The sequence below is a fragment of the Porphyromonas bobii genome, from assembly GCF_943169685.1.
Classification (GTDB): domain Bacteria; phylum Bacteroidota; class Bacteroidia; order Bacteroidales; family Porphyromonadaceae; genus Porphyromonas; species Porphyromonas pasteri.
Genome location: NZ_CALPBU010000005.1, coordinates 114,824 through 136,419 on the forward strand (window position 1 = coordinate 114,824; position 21,596 = coordinate 136,419).

General features: G+C 56.4%; 18 protein-coding genes and 1 tRNA gene. 2 read left to right on the plus strand and 17 right to left on the minus strand.

Annotation, left to right across the window (positions count from 1 at the left end):
• Positions 1-83: 83 nt before the first annotated feature.
• The 5 genes from purD to KO088_RS06120 all read right to left on the minus strand — a co-directional run bounded on the left by purD (position 84) and on the right by KO088_RS06120 (position 4,753).
• A complete protein-coding gene (purD, locus tag KO088_RS06100; protein WP_215494006.1) occupies positions 84-1,373 on the minus strand; it encodes a phosphoribosylamine--glycine ligase in 1,290 nt (429 codons plus the stop codon).
• Positions 1,374-1,415: 42 nt separating this feature from the next.
• Positions 1,416-3,581, minus strand: a complete 2,166-nt coding sequence (locus KO088_RS06105; protein WP_432765932.1) for a S9 family peptidase — start codon at positions 3,579-3,581, stop codon at positions 1,416-1,418.
• A 72-nt stretch (positions 3,582-3,653) separates the two neighbouring features.
• The gene (locus KO088_RS06110; protein ID WP_060934787.1) at positions 3,654-4,073 is read right to left on the minus strand and encodes a 6-pyruvoyl trahydropterin synthase family protein; all 420 of its coding nucleotides are present in this window, start codon (positions 4,071-4,073) and stop codon (positions 3,654-3,656) included.
• A 163-nt stretch (positions 4,074-4,236) separates the two neighbouring features.
• Entirely contained in the window at positions 4,237-4,437 is a 201-nt protein-coding gene (locus KO088_RS06115) for a PG1828 family lipoprotein (protein WP_215494007.1), read from the minus strand.
• 242 nt (positions 4,438-4,679) lie between these two features.
• A tRNA-Ala gene (locus KO088_RS06120) sits at positions 4,680-4,753 on the minus strand.
• 142 nt (positions 4,754-4,895) lie between these two features.
• On the opposite strand from KO088_RS06120, the gene KO088_RS06125 reads away from it, so the two are divergent.
• Both KO088_RS06125 and ruvC read left to right on the plus strand, forming a co-directional pair.
• Entirely contained in the window at positions 4,896-5,204 is a 309-nt protein-coding gene (locus KO088_RS06125; protein WP_215494008.1) for a DUF4286 family protein, read from the plus strand.
• Positions 5,205-5,243: 39 nt separating this feature from the next.
• Complete coding sequence (gene ruvC, locus KO088_RS06130; protein ID WP_009432818.1) at positions 5,244-5,819, plus strand: crossover junction endodeoxyribonuclease RuvC; 576 nt, start codon at positions 5,244-5,246, stop codon at positions 5,817-5,819.
• 868 nt (positions 5,820-6,687) lie between these two features.
• Here the strand turns inward: ruvC and KO088_RS06135 are convergent.
• The 12 genes from KO088_RS06135 to KO088_RS06190 all read right to left on the minus strand — a co-directional run bounded on the left by KO088_RS06135 (position 6,688) and on the right by KO088_RS06190 (position 20,974).
• A complete protein-coding gene (locus KO088_RS06135) occupies positions 6,688-8,145 on the minus strand; it encodes a fimbria major subunit (RefSeq protein ID WP_215494009.1) in 1,458 nt (485 codons plus the stop codon).
• A 104-nt stretch (positions 8,146-8,249) separates the two neighbouring features.
• Positions 8,250-9,497 carry a DUF1015 domain-containing protein gene (locus KO088_RS06140; RefSeq protein ID WP_188808396.1) on the minus strand — a complete coding sequence of 416 codons (1,248 nt, stop codon included), beginning with the start codon at positions 9,495-9,497 and terminating at the stop codon, positions 8,250-8,252.
• A gap of 53 nt (positions 9,498-9,550) precedes the next feature.
• On the minus strand, positions 9,551-10,474 hold the full coding sequence (locus KO088_RS06145; RefSeq protein ID WP_215494010.1) for an NAD(P)-dependent oxidoreductase: 924 nt from the start codon (positions 10,472-10,474) through the stop codon (positions 9,551-9,553).
• 135 nt (positions 10,475-10,609) lie between these two features.
• Entirely contained in the window at positions 10,610-11,686 is a 1,077-nt protein-coding gene (gene serC, locus KO088_RS06150; RefSeq protein WP_215494011.1) for a 3-phosphoserine/phosphohydroxythreonine transaminase, read from the minus strand.
• Between the two features lie 901 nt (positions 11,687-12,587).
• The gene (locus tag KO088_RS06155) at positions 12,588-13,358 is read right to left on the minus strand and encodes a YaaA family protein (protein WP_215494012.1); all 771 of its coding nucleotides are present in this window, start codon (positions 13,356-13,358) and stop codon (positions 12,588-12,590) included.
• Between the two features lie 45 nt (positions 13,359-13,403).
• The gene (gene mnmC2, locus KO088_RS06160) at positions 13,404-14,099 is read right to left on the minus strand and encodes a tRNA (5-methylaminomethyl-2-thiouridine)(34)-methyltransferase MnmC2 (protein ID WP_215494013.1); all 696 of its coding nucleotides are present in this window, start codon (positions 14,097-14,099) and stop codon (positions 13,404-13,406) included.
• Positions 14,096-14,638: an RNA methyltransferase gene (locus KO088_RS06165; RefSeq protein ID WP_215494014.1), complete on the minus strand. Its 543-nt coding sequence runs from the start codon at positions 14,636-14,638 to the stop codon at positions 14,096-14,098. The genes mnmC2 and KO088_RS06165 overlap by 4 nt, the downstream gene beginning before the upstream one ends.
• 60 nt (positions 14,639-14,698) lie before the next feature.
• A complete protein-coding gene (locus KO088_RS06170) occupies positions 14,699-15,967 on the minus strand; it encodes a hypothetical protein (RefSeq protein ID WP_215494015.1) in 1,269 nt (422 codons plus the stop codon).
• A gap of 167 nt (positions 15,968-16,134) precedes the next feature.
• On the minus strand, positions 16,135-17,379 hold the full coding sequence (locus KO088_RS06175; RefSeq protein WP_215494016.1) for a hypothetical protein: 1,245 nt from the start codon (positions 17,377-17,379) through the stop codon (positions 16,135-16,137).
• Between the two features lie 162 nt (positions 17,380-17,541).
• Complete coding sequence (locus tag KO088_RS06180) at positions 17,542-19,215, minus strand: hypothetical protein (RefSeq protein WP_215494017.1); 1,674 nt, start codon at positions 19,213-19,215, stop codon at positions 17,542-17,544.
• Between the two features lie 16 nt (positions 19,216-19,231).
• Positions 19,232-19,861, minus strand: a complete 630-nt coding sequence (locus tag KO088_RS06185; protein ID WP_215494018.1) for a DUF3575 domain-containing protein — start codon at positions 19,859-19,861, stop codon at positions 19,232-19,234.
• A 516-nt stretch (positions 19,862-20,377) separates the two neighbouring features.
• Positions 20,378-20,974, minus strand: a complete 597-nt coding sequence (locus KO088_RS06190) for a hypothetical protein (RefSeq protein WP_215494019.1) — start codon at positions 20,972-20,974, stop codon at positions 20,378-20,380.
• Positions 20,975-21,596: the final 622 nt, after the last annotated feature.

Genomic DNA, 21,596 nt, shown 5'->3' on the forward strand with positions numbered 1-21,596 from the left:
CGAGGAGAGGGAAAAGAAATGCCTACGAGAAGGGGCTACCCGTTAGTAGTCATCCTTCTCATAGGCATCTTTATCTGTGGGAGCTACGAAAGCTTGAGGAGGTCTTGACCGATATCGCGACGGAGCGTCTTACCGGTGTACTGCACGCAATCAGCGAGCTTGTAGCAGCGCTCCAGCGCTTCGGCAAGGGTTGAGCCAAGACAGCTGGCGGTGAGGACACGCCCACCCGAAGTCACAAGATGACCCGAGTCATCGCGCGAGGTACCGGCATGGAAGAGCAGCGAGTCGAAGGTCGGTGCGTGGGGATAGCTGATGGGGATCCCCTTAGCATAGCTCTCGGGATAGCCCTCGGAGACGAGGACAACGGTAGCAGCATACTGAGAGGACTCCTCGAGCTGATAGTCGCCGAGATTGCCACGAGCCATACGCTCCAGGAGCTCAACGAAGTCAGAGTCAATACGCAGCATCACCGACTCGGTCTCGGGGTCGCCCATACGGCAGTTGTACTCGATGACGTAGGGGTCACCACCTGCGTTCATCAGCCCAGCGAAGATGAAGCCACGATAGTCGATACCTTCGGCACGCAGGCCTTCGATAGTGGGGCGGATGACACGCTCCTCGACGCGCTGCATGAAGGCTTCGTCAGCAAAGACCACAGGAGAGACAGAGCCCATACCACCGGTATTCAAGCCCGTATCGCCCTCGCCAATACGCTTGTAGTCCTTAGCAACAGGGAGTACGCGCCAGTCACTACCGTCCGTAGCGATGAAGACCGAGCACTCGATACCATGGAGATACTCCTCGATGACGACACGCGTGCTGGCAGATCCAAAGCGCCCCGAGAGGAGTCCACGCAGCTCGCACTCGGCTTCCTCGAGGCTCTCGCTGATGATGACACCCTTACCAGCCGCCAGACCGTCAGCCTTCAGCACATAGGGAGGCTGGAGGGTCTTGAGGTAGTCGATGGCCTCACTGAGAGTAGACTTATCAAAGGTACGGTAAGCCGCTGTGGGGATACCGTAGCGCTGCATGAACGCCTTGCTAAAGTCCTTACTTCCCTCGAGCTGAGCTCCCTTGGCATCGGGCCCCACAATAAGGAGGTCCGTCAGACCCGCTTCGCCATGCAGATAATCGACGATCCCCTCTACTAAGGGAACCTCGGGCCCTACGACGAGGAGCTCAATATGCTCCCGACGGATGAGGGCCGCGATGGCAGCGAAGTCCGTCACCCCGATACGCGGCATACACGTACCGTAGAGTGACATGCCCGGATTGCCCGGCGCGATGAAGAGCTGCGAGAGACGGGGACTGCGAGCGATGCGCCATGCCAGGGCATGCTCACGCCCCCCCGAGCCCAATAGAAGAATGTTCATACAACTGATAAGATAATAAGTAGGATGATGGCGAGTGGGCGACTACAGGTGATCCATGAAGTAGCGCGCCATCGTATAATTGAGGTGGACACGATCGACCCCGAGGACGTTGTGCTTATGTTCGGGGTAAATCATGTAGTCTGGATACGTCCCAGCCTTGACACAGGCTTCGACGAAGAGCTGCGTGTGCTGCCAGACGACCGTGGGGTCAATGGTACCATGGATGAGGAGCAGGCGGCCCTTGAGGTTGCCCGCACGGAGGGAGAGGTTCGTCTCCTTGTAGCCCTCAGGGTTGTCCTGTGGGCTATCCATATAGCGCTCCCCGTACATGATCTCGTAGCGAGCCCAGTCGGTGACGGCACCACCAGCAGAGCCTACCTTGAAGACATCGGGATAGGTCAGCATGAGGTTCGTCGTCATGAAGCCACCATAGCTCCAGCCAGCGACACCAATGCGGTCAGCATCGACATAGGGTAGGCTCTTGAGGAAGTCTACGCCCTTCATCTGGTCGGCCATCTCATTCTTCCCGAGGTGGCGGTGGATGACCTGCTCAAAGGCTGCCCCGCGGTGGGCTGAGCCTCGGCCGTCAACGGTGAAGATGACGAAGCCCTTGGTAGCCATATAGAGGTCCCAGCCGAGGCAACCTGCGTGGAAGCGGTTCTGCACGAGCTGAGCGTGAGGGCCATTGTAGACGTAGACGATCGTGGGATACTTCTTCGTAGGGTCGAAGTTCGTAGGCTTGAGGAGGCGGTAGTGGAGGTCCGTCACGCCATCGGCAGCCTTGATCGTGCCGAAGGTGATCTCAGGATTGATGAAGCCAGCTTCGGGATCCTTCGACCGGTAGAGGGTAGCGATAGGCTTGCCCGTAGCCACCGAGAGGAGGCGGTTCTCCGTGGGGTTCTTCAGCGACTCGTACGTGTCGAGGAGGTACTTCCCATCCGAAGAGAGCTGCCCAACGTGCCAGCCTGCCTGTGGGGTGAGGATGCGCGTCTTGCGACCGTCGATGCTGACCGAAGCGATGACACGGTCAATGGGGCTCAGCTGCGTGGAGCTGTAGACGATGGTCTTACCGCCGTCAGCGAAGCCGAGGAAGTCCGTGATCTCCCACTCGCCACGGGTGATCTGCCCGAGGAGCTTCCCATCGACATTGTAGCGATAGAGGTGCGTGTAGCCGTCACGGCGCGTCTGCCAGACGAACTCCTTATCACGCCCAGGGATGAAGCGCATGGGCCACTGGGGCTCAATGTACTTATCGTTGTGCTCCGAGAAGAGGGTCTTGATGTAGTCACCCGTAGCAGGGTCGTAGGCCTTGAGGTCCATATGATTCTGCTCACGGTTGACCTCTGCGATGTAGACCGTCTTGCTGTCGGGAGCCCAAGAGATATTCGTCAGGTACTTCTCCTTAGGCTCACCCGTCTTGATGTAGGTGGTCTTCCCCGAAGCCACGTCATAGATCCCGAGGGTCACGTGGTGGCTGGGCATACCGGCCATGGGATAGTAGAGCTTCTCCTCGGTAGCCTTGCGGGTATTGGTATGTACGAGGGGATAGGCAGAGACCATGCTCTGGTCCATGCGATAGAAGGCCAGACGGCTCCCGTCGGGGCTCCAGAAGAGCCCGCCATTGATCCCGAACTCATTCTGATGCACGCTCTGTCCGTAGACAAGTGTGGGCGTGCCATCGGTCGTCAGCTGCTTCGACGAGCCATCGGGGAGGAGGAGGAAGAGGTTGTTGTCACGCACCGCCACAGCATGCTTAGCACGAGGAGCCAGAGCGAAGGCCTGCTCAGCACGGCCAGCGCGCTCGAAGGCTGCGAGCTGCTTCTTCGTCTGTGGATCGATGAGGTAATGCTTCTTGCCGAAGGGGATGAGGAGCCCCTCATCTACGACGGAGAAGGGCGTGAAGTACTTTGCCCCCGCGCCCTTTGTCGCCTCGCCGATGATCGCGAGGAACTCATCCTGACTCAGCAGGGTCTTCTCTGGGTGAGTAGCTGTCGGCGTGCCGATCACGAGGCGCGTGCTATCGATGTACACGTAGTCGCTACCGAGCCAGCGAAGGGAGCGGAGTGAGGTACGACGGAGCGCCTTGGGCGAGCCGAGCGTATATTCTTCGAGGGTGGGGCTACGGTGCTGCTCCTGCGCGGGAAGCTCAGTCACCGCAAGGGTGGTGGTCGCCATAGCAAGTAAAGCTAACGTACGGATGTTCATCATTGCTTAGTTATAGTGTGAGTAGTAGTCGATCGTATCTACAAAGATAGTCAATGTCCCGGCTTCTCTGGGGCACTAAAGCTGATAGGAAGCGGAGCACTTACGGGTCTCCTCGACGCGGCATGCCACGAGTGTAATCCCCGTCCCTTCGAGCTGCTGAGGCCCGACGACGGAGACCAGGTGCATGGCGATCTGCTCAGCCGTAGGATTGAAGGGGACGACGCACAGATCCTCAGGTACCAGACGGCGCAGCTCGGGGAGCAGTGGGTCTTCACTCCAGAGCACCATCTTGTGGTCCCAATTCTCCTCAAGCCACTGGCACAGACGCTCCTTGATCTCGGAGAAGTCAATGACACGCCCTACCCCATCGAGCTCGGGAGCCGTGCAGACGAAGTGGATGCGATAGTTGTGCCCGTGCAGATGACGGCACTTGCTCTCGTGCCCGACGACACGGTGACCCATACTGATATCGTGGTAGCGCTCTACTGTGATCATATCTATCCTAATTAGCTATACAAAGATACGGCATCTTGCCCATAGCCTAAAGGGCGAAGACCACCCCAAGACAGGGCACCTCGACCCTATAAATGGCGCACGGGCACGATATCTCCGAGGGAGATATCGTGCCCGTGGCTAATCAGTAGGTCGGACCTATTGCTTACTTAGCGATAGAGTCAACAACAGCCTTAGCTGCAGAGTCTACAGTAGCAGCAGCGCTGTCAACCGTAGCAACAACCGTTTCAACGATCGTAGCGCTGTCCTTAGCCGTAGAGTCCTGAGCGTTCTGCTCGTTGTTACCTGCACATGAAGCAAAAGCAGCTGCTACAGCTACAAATGCGAATGCGAAAAACTTCTTCATCTTTCTTTCTTACGTTAATTAGTTATTGATTTCGAATTCGTAATGAATAACACTGCAAATATACGGCAACAATCCGTTTCGGCAATAAGCCAAGACGTCTGAGCTACCGTGATCGCAGGGGATTTCTTCCGTTACCCACCCGCTGACTAGCGTCGTTGAGGGCCTTTTTCTCATTAGGCAACCTCCTGTGCGCCTTCGCAGTATTATACAGACAAGGGGCTGGAAGCACCCTCAGAGCTGCGTGGAGTATAGCGGACTCGAACCGCTCACCTCGACACTGCCAGTGTCGCGCTCTAGCCAGATGAGCTAATACCCCATATATATAAGTGTGACGAGATCCGCTTGATCTCCATTGTCGGTGCAAAGGTAGTAAATATTTTATTTCAAAGTATCTTTGCCCCAATAAGAGAGCGAAAAAAATCTCGCACTCACCACCCTCTTTCCCCACGACGATCCCGATGATCCTATACAATACGACCTTCGTCCTTGCCCCTCAGACTCAGCAGGCTTTCCTCGCATTCATGCGCGAGGTTTACCTCCCTGCACTCCATGCTGATAGCCTCGTACAGCACCCCCGCCTGCACAGCATCGTCCCCCACGAAGAGCACTCCGAGGCACTCTCCTATGCCCTGCACTTCTACGCAGAGGGCGAGGTACACCTACAGGACATCCTCTCAAACACGGGGCTCCGCCTGGCCGATCTCCTCACCAAGCAGTTCGGCGAAGCAGTCTTAGGCTTCAGCACGATCATGCATGTAGTCGACTAATCACCTGCCACCGAACTATACCTTATATAAGGAGCAGCTATGTCAGAGCGCATCATCATGGGCATCGACCCCGGGACCATCGTCATGGGCTACGGCCTCATCGAGGTCCGTGGGCAGGAGGCACGTCTCTTGGCTCTCGGGGTCATCAGCCTCAGCAAGTACGAGGACCATTACCTCCGCCTCAAGCGCATCTTCGAGCGGGTGCAGGGCCTCATCGATGAATTCCACCCTGACGAGCTGGCTATCGAAGCCCCCTTCTTCGGGAAGAACGTCCAGAGTATGCTCAAGCTCGGCCGCGCCCAAGGTGTGGCGATGGCGGCAGCCCTCACGCGCGACATCCCCATCACCGAATACGTCCCTATGCGTATCAAGCAGGCCATCACCGGCAACGGAGCTGCCTCCAAGGAACAAGTCGCAGGCATGGTACAGCGCTATCTGAAGATCCCGCAGGACCAGATGCCCCGCGAACTTGACGCCACCGACGGCCTCGCAGCCGCTCTCTGCCACCACTTCCTCACCTCCTCTCCCCTACGCTCCGCCTCAGCGGGCGCCACGAAGAACTGGGCAGACTTCGTCAAGCAGAATCCCTCCCGCATCAAGGGACTGAAGAAATAGCCACGCCCCCCAATCCTCTCCCCCGAGAACACCACTAGCTCTGCGCCCAGCCTACCAGCGCAAAGCACCACGCACAATACCCCCACACACATACGCTTCACACCGCCCCTCGAGAAGGGCGTAGTGCGACCTATATTGGTCGATGAGCGAACCTATATAGGTCACCAATAGTAAGCTATATTGCTTCGCACGCGGACCTATATAGGTTCACCCGCTGACCAATATAGGTTTGACAAGAGACTAATACGAGTTACTTTTTCACTCAGTGCAAAGACGTATATCTCCCTCACGTAGAGCGCCGAAAGCAAGGGGCATTTTGGCTCAGCAAATCACGAGCAAGAAGGGGACACTCCGTGGAGCTCCCATCCCCTCACAATAGAAAAGCCCAACTCCATCCATCCGATGAAGCTGGGACACCCTTCACTAAATATTTTAGTATTTTCCGAGCAAAATATCGCCCTATCTCGCTGATGCAAAGCGTAAAAAAGGATGGAGATACCCCATCCTTTTTACTATTAAACCCGCCTTTTAGTGGTTATCCGTGGAGACACGTGTAAAGGGAGATTAAAGTTTTTCGGCGGCGCGAAATTGCTTGTTTTTGCGCAAGAAACTTCACACCTTTGTTATACCAATTCGAAGCAATCTTATCGTGCCTCAAATCTAACGGTCACCTCACCGGACCAGCGCCTGACAAATACACATGGATTGTACGGCCTCAGCTCTTCCTCCTTCCGAGCTGAGGCCGCTTTCTATCTATAACGTCCCGACACCGCACATAGTTCATCACCACGATCCATAGCAAAGCCCCGCACCACAGCTGATCTATGGTGCGGGGCTTAGTCCTTAGTGGGGAGATAGGGGGGAGCAGCTACAGATGCGCCTCATGCGAACGGGTGACGACTGGCCTCACATGCACGACGGAGCGCAGGTCACGCTCCTCGGTCAGCGGGCGCTGATCCTTCGACAGATCAGGGGGCAGTGCAGAGCCTGGGCGCAGGATGCGTGTCAGGTGGATGCGATACTCATTGCCACGCACCAGCCCATAGCGCCCATGAGCCGTCTTCTCGGGAGCTTCGCTATCATCGAAGTGGCGGATGGGGATCGTATAGTAGCAGTAGCCACGATGGTGGAAGCTGATACCATGTGACTCAAAGGGTGCAGACAGCGAGCCCTCCGTCAGCGCAGCCTCTTGGACAGCCTGCTGGAGGCGTGCATTATCCGCCTTCCCCGTCTTGATGATTTGGCGTAGCTCATGCTCAGCATAGTACAAGCCATCAAAGCTGAACCAGCCTTCATCGCCCTGCAGGCTAAGCCCCGCAGGGATATAGGGGAAGCGCAGGATGACCGTGGGGACACCGCCGACGAGGTAGGCCGTAGGAGGCACGGTCGTCTCGCGGATGTAATAAGGCTGGCTCTTACGTGCCGCATCGAAGGCAGCTTCATTCGCGAGGAAGGCAGCACGTGGGAGCACCACCGATGTCTTCCCGAGGATCATGTCCTGAGTGTAGTGAGCGAGGTACTCGCCGAAGTTCGTCGGGGCTGCGGTCGACCACTTCTCATAGAGGTAGCTCGAGGGATAGCGGTCTGCAGCAGCCGAGCCATCGCCAGCCGTCTCCTTGGCGCCCGAGCGCAGAAGTCCCAACGGACGGAGTGGTGCCGTATAGCGCGCGACACCCGTCACCAGATAGTCTGCAGGAGCACTCCCCCGTGTGACACCCGAGGGGAGCTCGGGGTCACCATAGACGAAGACGCGTGCGAGAGCTGGCTCCAGAGTCACCTGCAGCTGAGGGGTCGAAGCTCCGAAGGCGGAGGCAGGCACCGAGATCGCCCCCTGCTCATTGAGCTGGGAGACGGTAAGCTTAGAGCCCGAAGCAGTGGAGAGCCCATCTACGAACAAGGTCATGTAGCCCGAGACAGCGCTCAGCGGACGGCCGATAGCGATCTGCTCCAGCAGGGGACGGGTGGCATTCGCCACGACGACGAGCTTATAAGCTCCCTCGGGGAGCGAGAGATTGATGTCCTTCAACTGCTCGATAGAGGTAACCTTCACTTCACGAAGCTGGGTGGAGAGCTGAGTCGCCTCCGAATAGAAGGCAAAGTGAAGCGTGGAGATCTGGAGCATCGGATCCTCTTCGTCGAGTCCGCGCAGGGCAATGCTCCGTGGTGCACGTACCGAGAGGTGCAAGGTCGACGAACCTTCTTTAGGCTGGGGCTTAGGCAGAGGCAAGCCATTATCTCGGGCACTACAGCCAGCGAGAAGCAGAAGGGAGAGGGACAAGGAAAGGGCACGCCGCATAGGCGCACCAAGGGGTAATGTGTAGCTCATGATGGATGTGTTTTGGTGTGATAGAAGGAAGGAAAGCACCAGCCTCCGAAGGACTCCCAGGAGGGAAGGCTTCGGGGGCTGGTGCGAAAGGGAGGGGCAGTCTCTTAGACGAGCTCGTGGATGATGAGACCTGAGCGGAGCTTAGGCTCGAACCACGTCGTCTTAGGAGGCATGATATTGCCCGAGTCAGCGATATCGATCAGCTGCTTCATAGAGACAGGGTAGAGTGCGAGAGCAAACTTCATCTCACCGCTATCGACGCGCTTCTTCAGCTCGCCAAGGCCACGGATACCGCCGACGAAGTCGATACGCTTGTCAGAGCGGAGATCCTTGATGCCGAGGATCTCATCGAGGATGAGATTAGAAGAGATCGTCACGTCAAGCACGCCGATGGGGTCGTTGTCATCGTACGTACCGGGCTTAGCCGTGAGTGAATACCAGTGATCCCCGAGGTAGAGGGAGAAGTTGTGCAGCCCCTTAGGCGTGTAGATCTCCGTACCCTTGTCCTCGACGATGAAGTTCTTCTCCAGCTTCTGGAGGAGTTCTTCCTTCGTCAGGCCATTGAGATCCTTGACTACGCGGTTGTAGTCGATGATCGTCAGCTGGTCATCGGGGAAGCACACAGCCATGAAGTAGTTGTACTCTTCGTTCCCCGTGTGGTTGGGGTTCTGCTTACGCTTCTCATCACCTACGAGGGCAGCAGCCGCAGAGCGGTGGTGGCCGTCAGCGATGTAGAGAGCGGGCATCTCTGCGAAGAGCTCCGTGATGCGCTGGATGTCGGCAGCATCATCGATGATCCAGAATTCGTGACCGAAGCCATCAAGAGGAGCGATGAAGCTGTAGACGGGCTTCTCCTTGGTGTACTTAGCGACGATCTTATTGATCTCATCCTTCGCGGGGTAGGCGAAGAAGACGGGCTCGATGTTAGCGTTGTTCACGCGGACATGCTTCATGCGGTCTTCTTCCTTATCGCGGCGGGTAAGCTCGTGCTTCTTGATCACACCGTTCATGTAGTCTTCTACAGCGGCGCAGACGACGAGACCGTACTGCGTCTTGCCATTCATCGTCTGGGCATAGACGTAGTAGTTCTCCTTAGCGTCCTGTACGAGCCAGCCCTTCTCACGGAAGAGGCGGAAGTTCTCAGCAGCCTTCTGGTAGACCTTCTCTTCGTGCTCATCGGTGCCCACGGGGAAGTCGATCTCGGGGCGGATGATATGATAGAGAGACATCTCATTGCCTTCAGCCTCAGCACGGGCTTCTTCGCTATTGAGTACGTCGTAGGGACGAGAAGCTACACGCTCTACAAGGTCCTGTGGAGGACGGATACCACGGAAAGGTTTGATAATAGCCATGGAGGTAAGTCTTATTATCTAAGGTGGGAAGATAGTGACGTAAGGTAGCCGGACTACTTATTCAGGCGGAAGCGTTCGTTGCCTTCCTTGATGAAGCCGACGATCTGACGAGCAGCAGCCAGACCAGCGTTGGTGTTGGCTTCAGACGTCTGAGCACCCATCTTCTTGGGGGTCGAGAAGTAGCGTTCGCCAGCAGCAGCTTCGAATTCTTCGTGAGCGCCTGGACGGATATCAGCGAAGTAGCGGAGGTCTTCGCGTTCCTTGAGGAGGGCGATGAGCTCGGGTTCGTTGATGACTTCCTTACGAGCGGTATTCACGAGGATACCCTTCTTAGGCAGGAGGCTCACGAGTTCGCGACCGATAGAGCCCTTAGTCTCAGGCGTAGCGGGGATGTGGAGGGAGACGATGTCGCAGGTAGAGAAGAGCTCCTTCTGGCTGGCGACAGCGTGTACACCTTCCTTCTCGATGACTTCGGCAGGCGTGAAGGGGTCGTAAGCATAGATATCCATGCCGAAGCCCTTAGCGATGCGAGCTACGTTGCGGCCCGTGTTACCGTAAGCGAGGAGGCCAAGCTTCTTATCCTTGAGCTCAGTACCAGAGGTGCCGTTGAAGCGGTTACGTACGCCGAAGAGGAGCATAGCGAAGACGAGCTCAGCGACAGCGTTAGCGTTCTGCCCAGGAGTGTTCATCACGCATACGCCGTGAGCGGTAGCGGACTCGAGGTCTACGTTGTCATAGCCGGCACCAGCGCGGACGACGATCTTGAGCTGCTTAGCAGCGTCGAAGACCTCGGCATCTATGATGTCGCTACGGATGATGATTGCTTCGACGTCGGCGACAGCTGCGAGGAGCTCGGCCTTAGTCGTGTACTTTTCGAGGAGGACTACTTCGAAGCCAGCTTCGGTGAGGATTTGCTTGATACCAGCTACTGCGGGAGCAGCGAAGGGTTTTTCGGTGGCAATAAGAACCTTTGACATGATGTATAGATGTGTATTTGAAGCGTGTGAGATGGGATAGAGATAAGCGACGGCACAGACCACTCTTCGCCCACAGCGATGAGGGTCGGGGTGGTCTGTGCCGTTACGTTTATCTTCTTAAAGCGAGAGGGAAGCTTAGTGCTTACGTTCGAATTCCTTCATCAGGTCGATGAAGAACTGGACGCTGCTCTTAGGCAGAGCGTTGTAGAGAGAAGCACGGAAGCCACCTACAGAGCGGTGACCCTTGAAGCTGTATGCACCGCGAGAGACAGCGAAGTCGTAGAATTCGGATTCGAGCTCCTTGTACTCGTCGTTGAGGACGAAGCATACGTTCATGATCGAGCGGTCTTCGGTATTGACGGTACCACGGAAGAGGCGGTTGCGGTCGATTTCATCGTAGAGCATGCCAGCCTTTTCGAGGTTCATCTGCTCGAGGACCTTCACACCACCGAGTTCCTTGTACCACTTCATCGTCTGCAGAGCTACGTAGACGGGGAAGACAGGAGGTGTATTGTACATAGAGTCCTTGAAGTGCGTGTCGTACTTCAGCATCGTGGGGATGATGCGGTTGTCTTCGATGTGACCGACAGCATCACGGCGTACGATGACGAAGGTAACACCAGCAGGAGCGATGTTCTTCTGAGCACCACCATAGATGAGGTCGTACTTAGATACATCGACAGGGCGGGTGAAGATGTCGGAAGACATGTCCCCTACGAGACGGACCTTTACATCGGGATCGTAGCGGAGCTCCGTACCATAGACCGTGTTGTTGGTCGTGATGTGGAGGTAGTCCACGTCATCGGGTACTTCGTTCTTTTCCCATGGCTTGGGGTACCAGATGTAGTTGTCATCCTTAGAGGAGAAGGTGATGACCTCACCGAAGGCCTTAGCTTCCTTAGCAGCCTTGTTTGCCCACGTACCTGAATCGACGTAGGCAGCCTTCTTCTTGAGGAGGTTCATAGGAACCTGTGCAAACTGCAGGCTGGCACCACCACCGAGGAAGAGCACTTCGTACCCCTCGGGTACATCGAGCAGTTCCTTCATGAGGTTACGTGCTTCCTCCATCGTTGCAGAGAATTCCTTAGCACGGTGAGAAACTTCGAGGATAGAGAGGCCAGTGCCCTGGTAGTTAAGGACTGCACCAGCAGCATCTCTGATTACGCTCTCGTCGAGGATCGATGGCCCAGCCGAGAAATTGTGCTTCTTCATAAGAGCAGATATTTGTGGATGAATATTTATAGGAGCGTCGATATGCGAGCAGCCGGCGACCTGCACGCTGCGACACGCTGCGATCATCGCCTCTGCTCGTAGCAAAGTTATCAATAAAAAGATGAATAGCAAGCCCTTCGCTTAGCTTTTATTTACCCCCTCGGAAGCACCCCAGATAAAGCATTAGAAGATAGCTTAATAAAATACTTAATGATGCGCACTCGCACCCTCCTTCCCCGCCACTTCGGTGTGTGATATTGACAGGATAAGCGCTACCCTATCCCCATATCACACCTACAAATCAAGACAAACGACAGAGAACACCCACCTCTCGGCGGCTCACTTTCGCACAAAGCAAAGTCGGCTGATCGCATCAACCGCCCCCTTCTTCGCGCCCTTAGTTTGATCCTTCGAGTCACTTGAGACTGTTGCCGCGAGTCCGGCCCTCTATTTAGGGTGCTGAGGCATCGCACGCCCAGCCCCCCGATATGCCTCTCCTAAGTGATAAGCCCCTGCGCCTTATCGCGCGTATTCCTCTTATCCAGCGGAGAGAAAAATGCTGTTCCCGTGAAGGAAAAAGCGCCTTCACGTAGTGGTCTTTCCGCATCTATGTACGTAGTCTTAAAGACCAGGCACGTAAATCCAACTATCCACGTACGTAGATTTATCGTCCACGCACGTAGCCCAAACTTATCTGCCACTCGTCCACAACTTTTATCCCTACGCGGAGCAACAACCTAATAGAGGTCACTTCACAAAGCTGTATAGCTTTCTTCACCATCCTACATAGCTCTACCCTCGCACCCGACAGGCATAAATAAAAGCACCCAGCAGATAGACTGCATCGTGTCTATCTGCTGGGTGCTTTTTAGCCCTCCTATGGATATGCGAGGCGAAGGGCTTAGCCTAAGACAAATGTCCAGTCGCGATCGGTCGACTCCTCGGGCGCGAAGACGAAGCCCTCGGGAGTGAGCATACGCAGGGCTTCCTCATCCTCGAGGCGCTGACGAATGACTTCGCCCGCCATCGCCCCACGCGCCATCTTCGTGTAGACGACGATTTGCTTGAGGCGACCTGTAGGCTGGCGCACGAGGAAGGTCGGCGTGATGACACGCACAGCACGCTCGACCTCCGCCCAGTGGAAGAGCCCACGCATCTCGTCACTGGCGAGGAAGAGGAGCGTACCACCAGCACGCTTCACCTCCTCGATGAGGTAGGGAGTCAGACGGTCACGCCAGTAGTCGAAGAGCCGCCCATCGAAGAGATCTGGGAGCTGTACCGCACCCTCCATACGGTCGTAGCGAATAGCCGTCTCGGGCGAGAGCAGCCCGTAGACGAAGGAGGTAATGCGCAGATGCTCGGCCGCATAAGCCCAGTCCTCCGCTGTGAACGTAGAGGGCGAGAGCTTACGGAAGACCATCCCCGTGTAGCTCAGCGCTGCGGGCATCTCGGTGACCTCGGGATCGAAGAAGGTGCGCAGACGGGCATAGACCTCGTCCCGAAGCTTGGGACTGAGCTGGAGCATCGAGGCAAGCTCCTCACGGCTGAGGCGAAGGACAGAGGCCATGATCGTGCGCGCCTCCTCGAGGAAGCGGGGCGAGGTCATCGTGAGACCACGAGGCACCTTGGCCTTTGTCGCGAAGGTCTTAGCGGGGGAGATAAGTAGGAACATACGTAGGACAAGCGGAGGGATAGTAAGAGAGAATGATATGAGAGGCTACCTCGGCACACGGGCACGTAGCACCTCACGCTTCCCGGGAGGGCCAGGGAGGCGCTCGACGAGGAAGCCAGCACGCTGGAGGCGACGGCGCACCTCGCCCTTGGCGCAGTAGGTCGTGAGTACGGCTTCGGGGAGGGCAACAGCGAAGAGGCGAGCGAAGAGGTCCTCTGCCCATAGCTCAGGCTGGCTATCGGGGGAGAAGGCATCGTAATAGATGACCGAAAGCCCCTCGGGGAAGGTGCATTCGGTGAGGTCGCCGTGGAGCTTCTCGATGGTAAAGAAGGGACTAAGCGCCACCGCCTCACCCCACGGAGCGGTATGGAGTGCGCCGAGGGCTTCGGCAGGATCCAGTGGCCCCGTCGCACCCTCATAGTGGAGGGCTTCGTAGACCTCGGGGCCGACGGGATATTTCTCGATGGAATAGTAATGTACGGGCCTGCGCTCTGCCTCGGCCCGCTGCCAAGTGAGGAGCGCATTGAGCCCTGTACCGAAGCCCACCTCGAAGAGTCTGAGGGGCTCCGTCGCACCTTGCTCCGCACGGAGACGCTCCTCGAGTGCCAGACCTATATATATATGTAGGCTCTCCTGCACGGCGCCATGCGTCGAGTGATAGTGTTCGCCGAAGGTCGGGGCAAAGAGCGTGAGGCTCCCGTCCTCGGTCGTCTCGACAAGGGGCGTAGCGTCGTGGCTCATCGGCTGAGTGTGGGGAGCAAAGGTGCAGCGAGCTGCCAGAGGGCGATACCTGCTGCGACGCTGACATTCAGGGAGTGCTTCGTGCCGTGCTGGGGGATCTCCAGCGAGGTCGTGACCTCGGCCATCACCTCATCACGCACTCCGCGGACCTCGTTGCCTAAGACAAGGGCATAGCGCCCCCCTGGCTGAGGGGCGAAGGTCTCCAGCGACACGCTGTCGTGAGCCTGCTCCAGCGCCAGGACTTCGTAGCCCGCAGCACGAAGCTCGCGGACGGCCTCGACGCTGTCGGCAGCATAAGTCCAAGCGACCGAATCCTCGGCACCGAGGGCAGTCTTGTGAATATCGGGATGGGGAGGACGAGCCGTGATCCCGCAGAGGACGAGGCCCTCCAGACGGAAGGCATCAGCGGTGCGGAAGACCGACCCGACATTATTCATACTCCGCACATCATCAAGGACGACGACGATGGGGAGCTTCGTTTCACGACGGAAGGCCTCTGTCGTGAGGCGCTCCATCTCCGTGATCTTTAGCTTCTTCATTGCCTGCAAAAGTAGTGAACTCCCACGTATCCCCTACTTCTATCTCCTGATTATGGCCGACTACTTGAGCGTGATCTCATAGCCTTCAGCGAGCTTCTGCAAGGCCGTAGCAGGCGAGATATTCATCAGAGAGCGGCTGCACCTATCATAGTAGAAGCGAGCTCGCCCACTCTGAGAGCCATCTGGCGAAGGATAGACAACCAAGAGCCCAGAGAGCTCATGGGGAGAAGTGTCGTCATACCGATTGGGCCACGAGAAGGTCACGCACACGGAGAGCATCTTCTCACGAGGGTCATAAGCGATCGACTCCTCCTCCAGAGTACATAACTCTTCAGAGCTATTCTGTAAAGAGATGAGCTTCGCCAGCTCTTTACTCATCTTCTGAGCACTACGATGCGCCAGCTCCACTCTCCCCTTCGTCGCCTTTGGTGTAGGTCTATGAGGCATCACGACACGCCGAGACGCCAACAGCTCGAGCCACCTATCGAGGCGATCCCTTACGGCCTTCTGATGACGATAATCCGTCTTGAGAATCTCCTTGATTACGGGTAGTAGATTTCCCTTCGGGAGAAGCGTCAGATACTCCTTGAGGACGCGCCAAGTATGCTCACTCCAGAAGCGATCAAGGTTATCATCACTCCTAAATATGAATAGCGTGGAGCCATTGTTGTAGAGATCGAGCACCCCGCTGACACCAAGCCACTCGTCCCCACGCTTGAAGTACGAGCCAGCAAGATAGCGGCTATCTGGATACGCCTGGATATAGCGCTCGAGTCCGGCGATATAGCTTGCCTCTGTCGGATACGACTTGCTTGGAGAAATTCTCAGAGCATAAGGCCCATCCATCACCCAATCCACCCGCTCCAATTCGATGAAGTCAGAGAGTTCCCTCGAGATATAGGGATAGAAGGGCTTGTAGAGCTGCTCGGAGGCATATACCTGCACCTCATGCTCCCTCACTTCTGGGGCGATACATTCATAGGCAAGCCCCACGTCCGCATACGGGATACGCTTCTGGGCGAGCTGATGCTCCTCTTCGGAGACCGGCCTACCCTCATACAGCTCCTCTTCGATCGCAGTGGCTATCTTACTCAGGCTATAGCGACACGCGGTGATCCCCTTATGCATCTCATAGACCAGCCGATCCGCCAGCACAGGCGATGCTCCCTTGACACGACGGAGGGTATTCTCCTGGAGGGTCTTGACCTCTACAAGTAGCTCGTCACGCTCTCGCCCAAGAGAATCGAGGGTATGCGTTCGCTCACGCTCGGCCTCAGCTCCCCAGCAAAGCGCCAAGAGCATCACGGCCACTAACCAATACTTTCTCATTGTCTTATCCGCTTCGTTCATATCGCATACTGTCAGCACGGGGCGAAGCATCGGATCAAAGATACAAACACTCACCCATCCCCCTACCCCGATACGACGAAGCACCATACAGCCAGGAGGGCGTGCATCGTGCTTCGTCGTAGTCTTGTGGGAGGGGAAGGGCGGGTTTATTCCAGGCCGTCGCAGGAGAGATGCATCAGGGAGCGGCTGCAGCTATCATAGTAGAAGCGAGCTCGCCCACTCTGAGAGCCATCTGGCGAAGGATAGACAACCAAGAGGCCAGAGAGCTTATGGGGAGAAGTGTCGTCATCCCGATTGGGCCACGAGAAGGTCACTCGCACCGAGAGCATCTTCTCACGAGGATCATAAGCGAGCGACTTCTCCTCTAGGGTAAATGGCTCTTCAGAGCGCCCCTGGGGAGAAATAAGCTTAGTCAGCTCTTCGTAGATCCTTTGGGCGGTACGACGCACCAGCTCTTCTTGGGGCTTCGTCACCTCTGGAGCTACACTACGCGGCATCGCGACGCGACGTGACTCCAATAACTCAGCCCAGGGCCCGGTGAGCGAAGCGAGACGCTCATTGACCTCCTTATAAGGGTGACCTATCTTGCGGATCTCCTTGATGACTGGGACCAGATTTCCCGCAGGCATTAGCTTCAGATACTCCTCCATAGCCTGCCAAGTGTACTCCCCGACAGGACGATCAAAGTTTTCACCCGCCCCAAAGAAAAAGAGTTGCGAACCGTAATTGTAGCGATCGACAATCCCCTCGGTGACTCCGCCCTCAGCTCCACCACGGCTGAAGTCCTCAGTAAGCAGGTAGCGGCTCTTGGGATAAGTCTGGATATAGCGCTCCAGTCCGACGATATAGCTCGCCTCTGTGGGATATAGCTTACTCGGGATAATCCCCGACACATAGGTATCTCTGATATTCCAAGCTACCCGTGCCAAGCCGATAAAGTCGATTAATTCTTTAGAGATATAGGGATAGAAGGGCTCGTAGAAGGGCTCTGACACATACACTCTCACCTGATGAGGACTGGCCTGGCTCGAAGCACAGTCGTAGGTAAGCCCAAGCGCTTCGTATGGCTTACGCAATTGATCCAAACGATGTGCCTTCTCAGAGACCTTTCGGTCGCCATAGATGAAGTGCTCGATAGATGTCGCTGGATACCACAGATCATAAGCGCGACCCTCCACTACATAAAACGTCTCATAGACCAGCCGATCCGCCAGCGCAGGAGACGCCTCCTTGATACGACGGAGGGTATTCTCCCGCAGTGTCTTGATCTCCGAAAAGAGGTGATCACGCTCTCGCTCGACTGAAGACCGACTTGGGACTCTGTCACGCTCGGCCTCTGCTCCCCAGCAAAGAGCCAAGAGCATCACTGCCACTAACCAATACTTTTTCATTGTCTTATCCGCTTCGTTCATATCGCATACTGTCAGCACGGGGCGAAGCATCGGATCAAAGATACAAACACTCACCCATCCCCCCTACCCCGATACGACGAAGCCCCCTGCTACTCGGTCGGTAGCAGGGGGCTTCGTTCGATATAATTACATAGGGCGGGCTTATTCGTCCAGCTCTTCGGCTCCACTCTTGAGCTCTCGGACGAAGGCGGGATCCGTCATCAGCGGAGCCAGTGCCGCCTCAGTCTCCGCCTTGTAGACGAGGAAGCTCTGGAGCTTCACAGCGCGCAGGAGGGCAGCCTTCGCCTCTTCGTGACGCGAGAGACGGGTGAGACAGATCGCCTTGAGGTACTCGACCTTGCCGTTGGCACCGAGCTGATTGAGCACCATCAGGGCACGCTCATCTTCCTCCATACCGGCCAGCGCCAGTGCGCCATTGTAGTCGGGGTACTTACGGAGGTACTCGAGGGCACCACGGTAGTCACGGGCGGCCATACGCTCCAGACCGAGCTTGTACTCGGCAGCCGCCTCGGGCTTCTCGTTGAGGCGATCGATGAGGGTAGCGTCCACGAGGTCATTGATACCCGAGATGACGAAGGTCAGGGTATCGACACCACGCTGCATCCACGTGCTCTGGTCGATAGCCGAGATACGCGAGTCGACGATGACCTTCATACGCTTCTTCATCTGTGGGGTCACCTCGAGGTCACGGCTATAGAGATAGACGAAGTCCTTATCAGGGGTGACACCAGCTTCATACTGCGTCTCCTCGATGAGGGGGAAGTGGACGATGTGGCGACGGTAGGTATCGGCGTTCGTGCGGCGACTCTCGTTGTGAGCGATAGCACGGAAGTTGTACGTATGCTGGGCTACCTCGAGGGAGTCCTTCTCGGTGAAGGACTTATTCTCGATGGAGTCCATCGTCCAGCCACGCTCGAAGAGCATACGGAACTTCCCAGGGACGTTCGTGCTGTCGAGCTGACGCTCGCCACGTGCCAGATAGGCGGCACGGCGCTCGGGGCTATAGAGCATATCGAAGCCCTTACGCTGGCCGACGCTGTCGCGACCTGAGAGTTCGTCACGGTAGGCCGCCCCGAGCATATCGAGGGCCTTCGCGTGGTACTTGGTGTCATAAGCCCCTGCACGAGCAGCATTGGCATTGAGGTAGCGCTCCTCCATAATACGGCGCCAGCGCTCATAAGCCAGCTGCAGGGAGAACTGACGGCGGTAAGCCGAATAGTAGTCCTGCTGCAGACGTCCCATGAATGAGCGATGGGCCTTGCGATTGAAGAAGACGCTATCGTACTTCGAGGGATCGACGATGCTCTCCTGGAAGGCCTGCAGAGCCTTCTGCTCCTTGTCCTGAGCCGCCTTAAATTCACGGCCCTTCAGCACGACAGGGGGCAGCGTCATCGTCGTGTCCTCGGTGAGGAGGCGTGGGGAGAGGACGACCTGATAGCGCTCATCCATCAGCGCACGGGGTACGGTGACGAGGAAGGTGAGGTTGATACGGCCCTTACGCAGGGTGGAGATCTTCACGCGGGGGCGCTCAGCGGTGACGGTCACCGCCTCGATGACCTGCGTCTTGATACCGTCGTCCTTGGGCTTCTCATCGCCCTTGGTGGCACGGCGTATCGTGTCGGCCTTCTGCGAATAGGTGACGATCTCGGAGAGCATACCTGTGCGGCCTGCCTTCTCTTCCTTGTCGGTAGGCAGGTAGGCATGGGGGCGTGCCGAGGTGAAGTAAACTTTCTTCGTCAGCGGCTGAGCACACGAGCCGAGGACGAGCCCCGCCAAGAGGACGGAGGCAAGGGTATATATTTTCGTTCGATTCATCTATCTGGAGATTGCGTTAGAAGACATAGGCCAGGCTCAGGCCGATACGTGAGGGCAAGACCATGACGCGGCTCTTATCTGCCGTACGCACCAGCTTAGCGCTGTAGCGCTCATCGTAGCGGGTCCATACACCAGCCAGACCGACCTCTGCCTCGAGGTTCCAGTGGGGCGCAAGCTCATAGCTGTAGCCGACAGAGCCCCCAGCACCGACGAGGAAGCCCTCAGAGTACGTCCTGGAGAGACTGCCCCCGCCAAAGCGGTAGACCATCCCGAGAGCATGCCCCGAGACGAAGAAGCCACGGTTGTAGACGCCCTTCGTCCAGTAGCGCAGGGCAGGGCTGAAAGCCGCCATCTCGGCGTGCTCTACCGAGCCCCACTTCAGGCGCTCGCTGAAGCCGACATTACCCAGATGACCGTAGAGGGTATTGATAAGCCCGACGGGCATGGGGAGTTTGAAGAGGCCTGGACGAGCCGAGAAGGAGAGCTGGAGCGAAGTGCGATCACCGAGCGCCACCGACGGCTCCACACTGATGGTCCCCGTAAGTAGGGCGGGGAGGTTGGCGCTCACGGCGAAGCGCTGTGCATGTAATCCCTCAGTCGCACCCACGAAGGCGAGGACGAGTAGGAGGGCTATTCGTCTGATCATTTGCTGAACGTTCTGATAAAATTTCATTGGGAGTGAGCTATTTCCAAGAGAGTGGACAGCTCAGGAGTCATACCAAATTGGGTGCAAAGATACGCAATATCATTTTTTCACACATTCACACTTCATTCCGAATTATCACAGTTCCCTGTCACTACACCCCAAGAGGGGCGGAGTAAACGGATGAATTTGGCACAAATCGAATGAGAAGACTGGGGGAAGAAGAGGCGCACCAAGCAGGTGCGAAGCACTATGCGGATGCGTCACCGCCCCATAGTGCTCTGACGCTGAACCCATAGAGTTCAGGGCACGAGCCAATAGATGAACGGACGACCGCCCCCGATTGGTACACTCCCCACCCCACACGGATTACCCCACACGAAGCAGACGAGTAAAAATAAAAAGCACCCGAGGCAAACCACCCGCCAGCACGAATCAATAAAGTAGCTGGCGAATAAAAAGAGTGTGGGGCAGTATCCAAGCGCTTGGATACTGCCCCACACTTGGGGTACGAGTTGCCTATAAGGCTATGCTGTAGGCTATATCCAGAAGGAAGGAAGCATCACGAAAACGCTGCGTCTTAACCCAATAGGACTGTCCCGCATAATAGGAGTCTCCCGCATAGCTGTGCTTAGCACGATAGAAGAGCAAACCAATTCCCAGACGCAGGTAGCTCTTACTGCTCAAAGGGAAACTCCAGCCGAAGGTCGGAGCCATCCCCAACGTGTAATGAGACTTCACATTACTCTCTCGAACAGCCTTACTGGGGAAGAGCGTCCAGTCATCGATCTGGGCTCCCAGACGAAGAGAAAGATATCCTCCTTTGTTAAAGGATTGGCCCTCCTCCCGGCGAGAGAAATAATAACGTGGAGCCAGCTCAAGCAGCGGAGTTAGGCCATCAAACTGGAAGGACTTCGATGAGCCACCATAGCCAAGACCGAGTCCGAAGGCGGCTCTTCCCCCAAGCTCAAGATGGTCGGTCAGCGCATAATCATAGCTCACGCCATTCATCCCCCCGAGTAATATCCCGAGGCGACCTCGTGAGACTTCTTGCCCCTGGAGGCTATTTCCCCAGACGAGCATCATAAGACCAAAAAGTAGAGATCGTACATTCATATTTTTACCATGTTAAGTTATCACCATGTGAGTAGAAAGTGCAGTCGCCAGCATCCTGATTTTTCACGGGTAGGCACACGACTTTACCAGAGCTGAAGTGGGCATTCCCTCCGCTGGAGGGGGAGCCGTCCCTGCGCCCACAAAGATATACAACTAATCCTATAAAAGTGGAGGGAGTAGCTTCCCGCCACCGAAGCCCGTACACCTTCCCTCAAGCGCCAGCCGAAGAGCACCGCCCAACACAGAGCAGCGACAAGCTATTATACAGCAAGATAGCCCCCCTCAAGAGGTGTTACCAAAAACCCTCTCGCAAGGGGGCAAAAAACGAACCAGTACTGGTCACCGATCGGAGCAGTACTGGTCGCGCCTTCGACCAGTACTGGTTACTACCACTGATCAGTACTGGTCACATCGGCGACCAGTACTGGTTGATTTTCTCCTCCCGCATAGAATACCGCGAGTGCAGCTCATCCCGATGCAGTTATTCGCCCTTGAGCTCTGGTGAATTCCAACTGTGTATGATGCGTCAGCCCTGAGGTCGGGAGAGCGACCTATATTGGTCAGCGGGCGAACCTATATAGGTCGTCATCGTGACCTATATTGGTCGGTGCGTCAACCTATA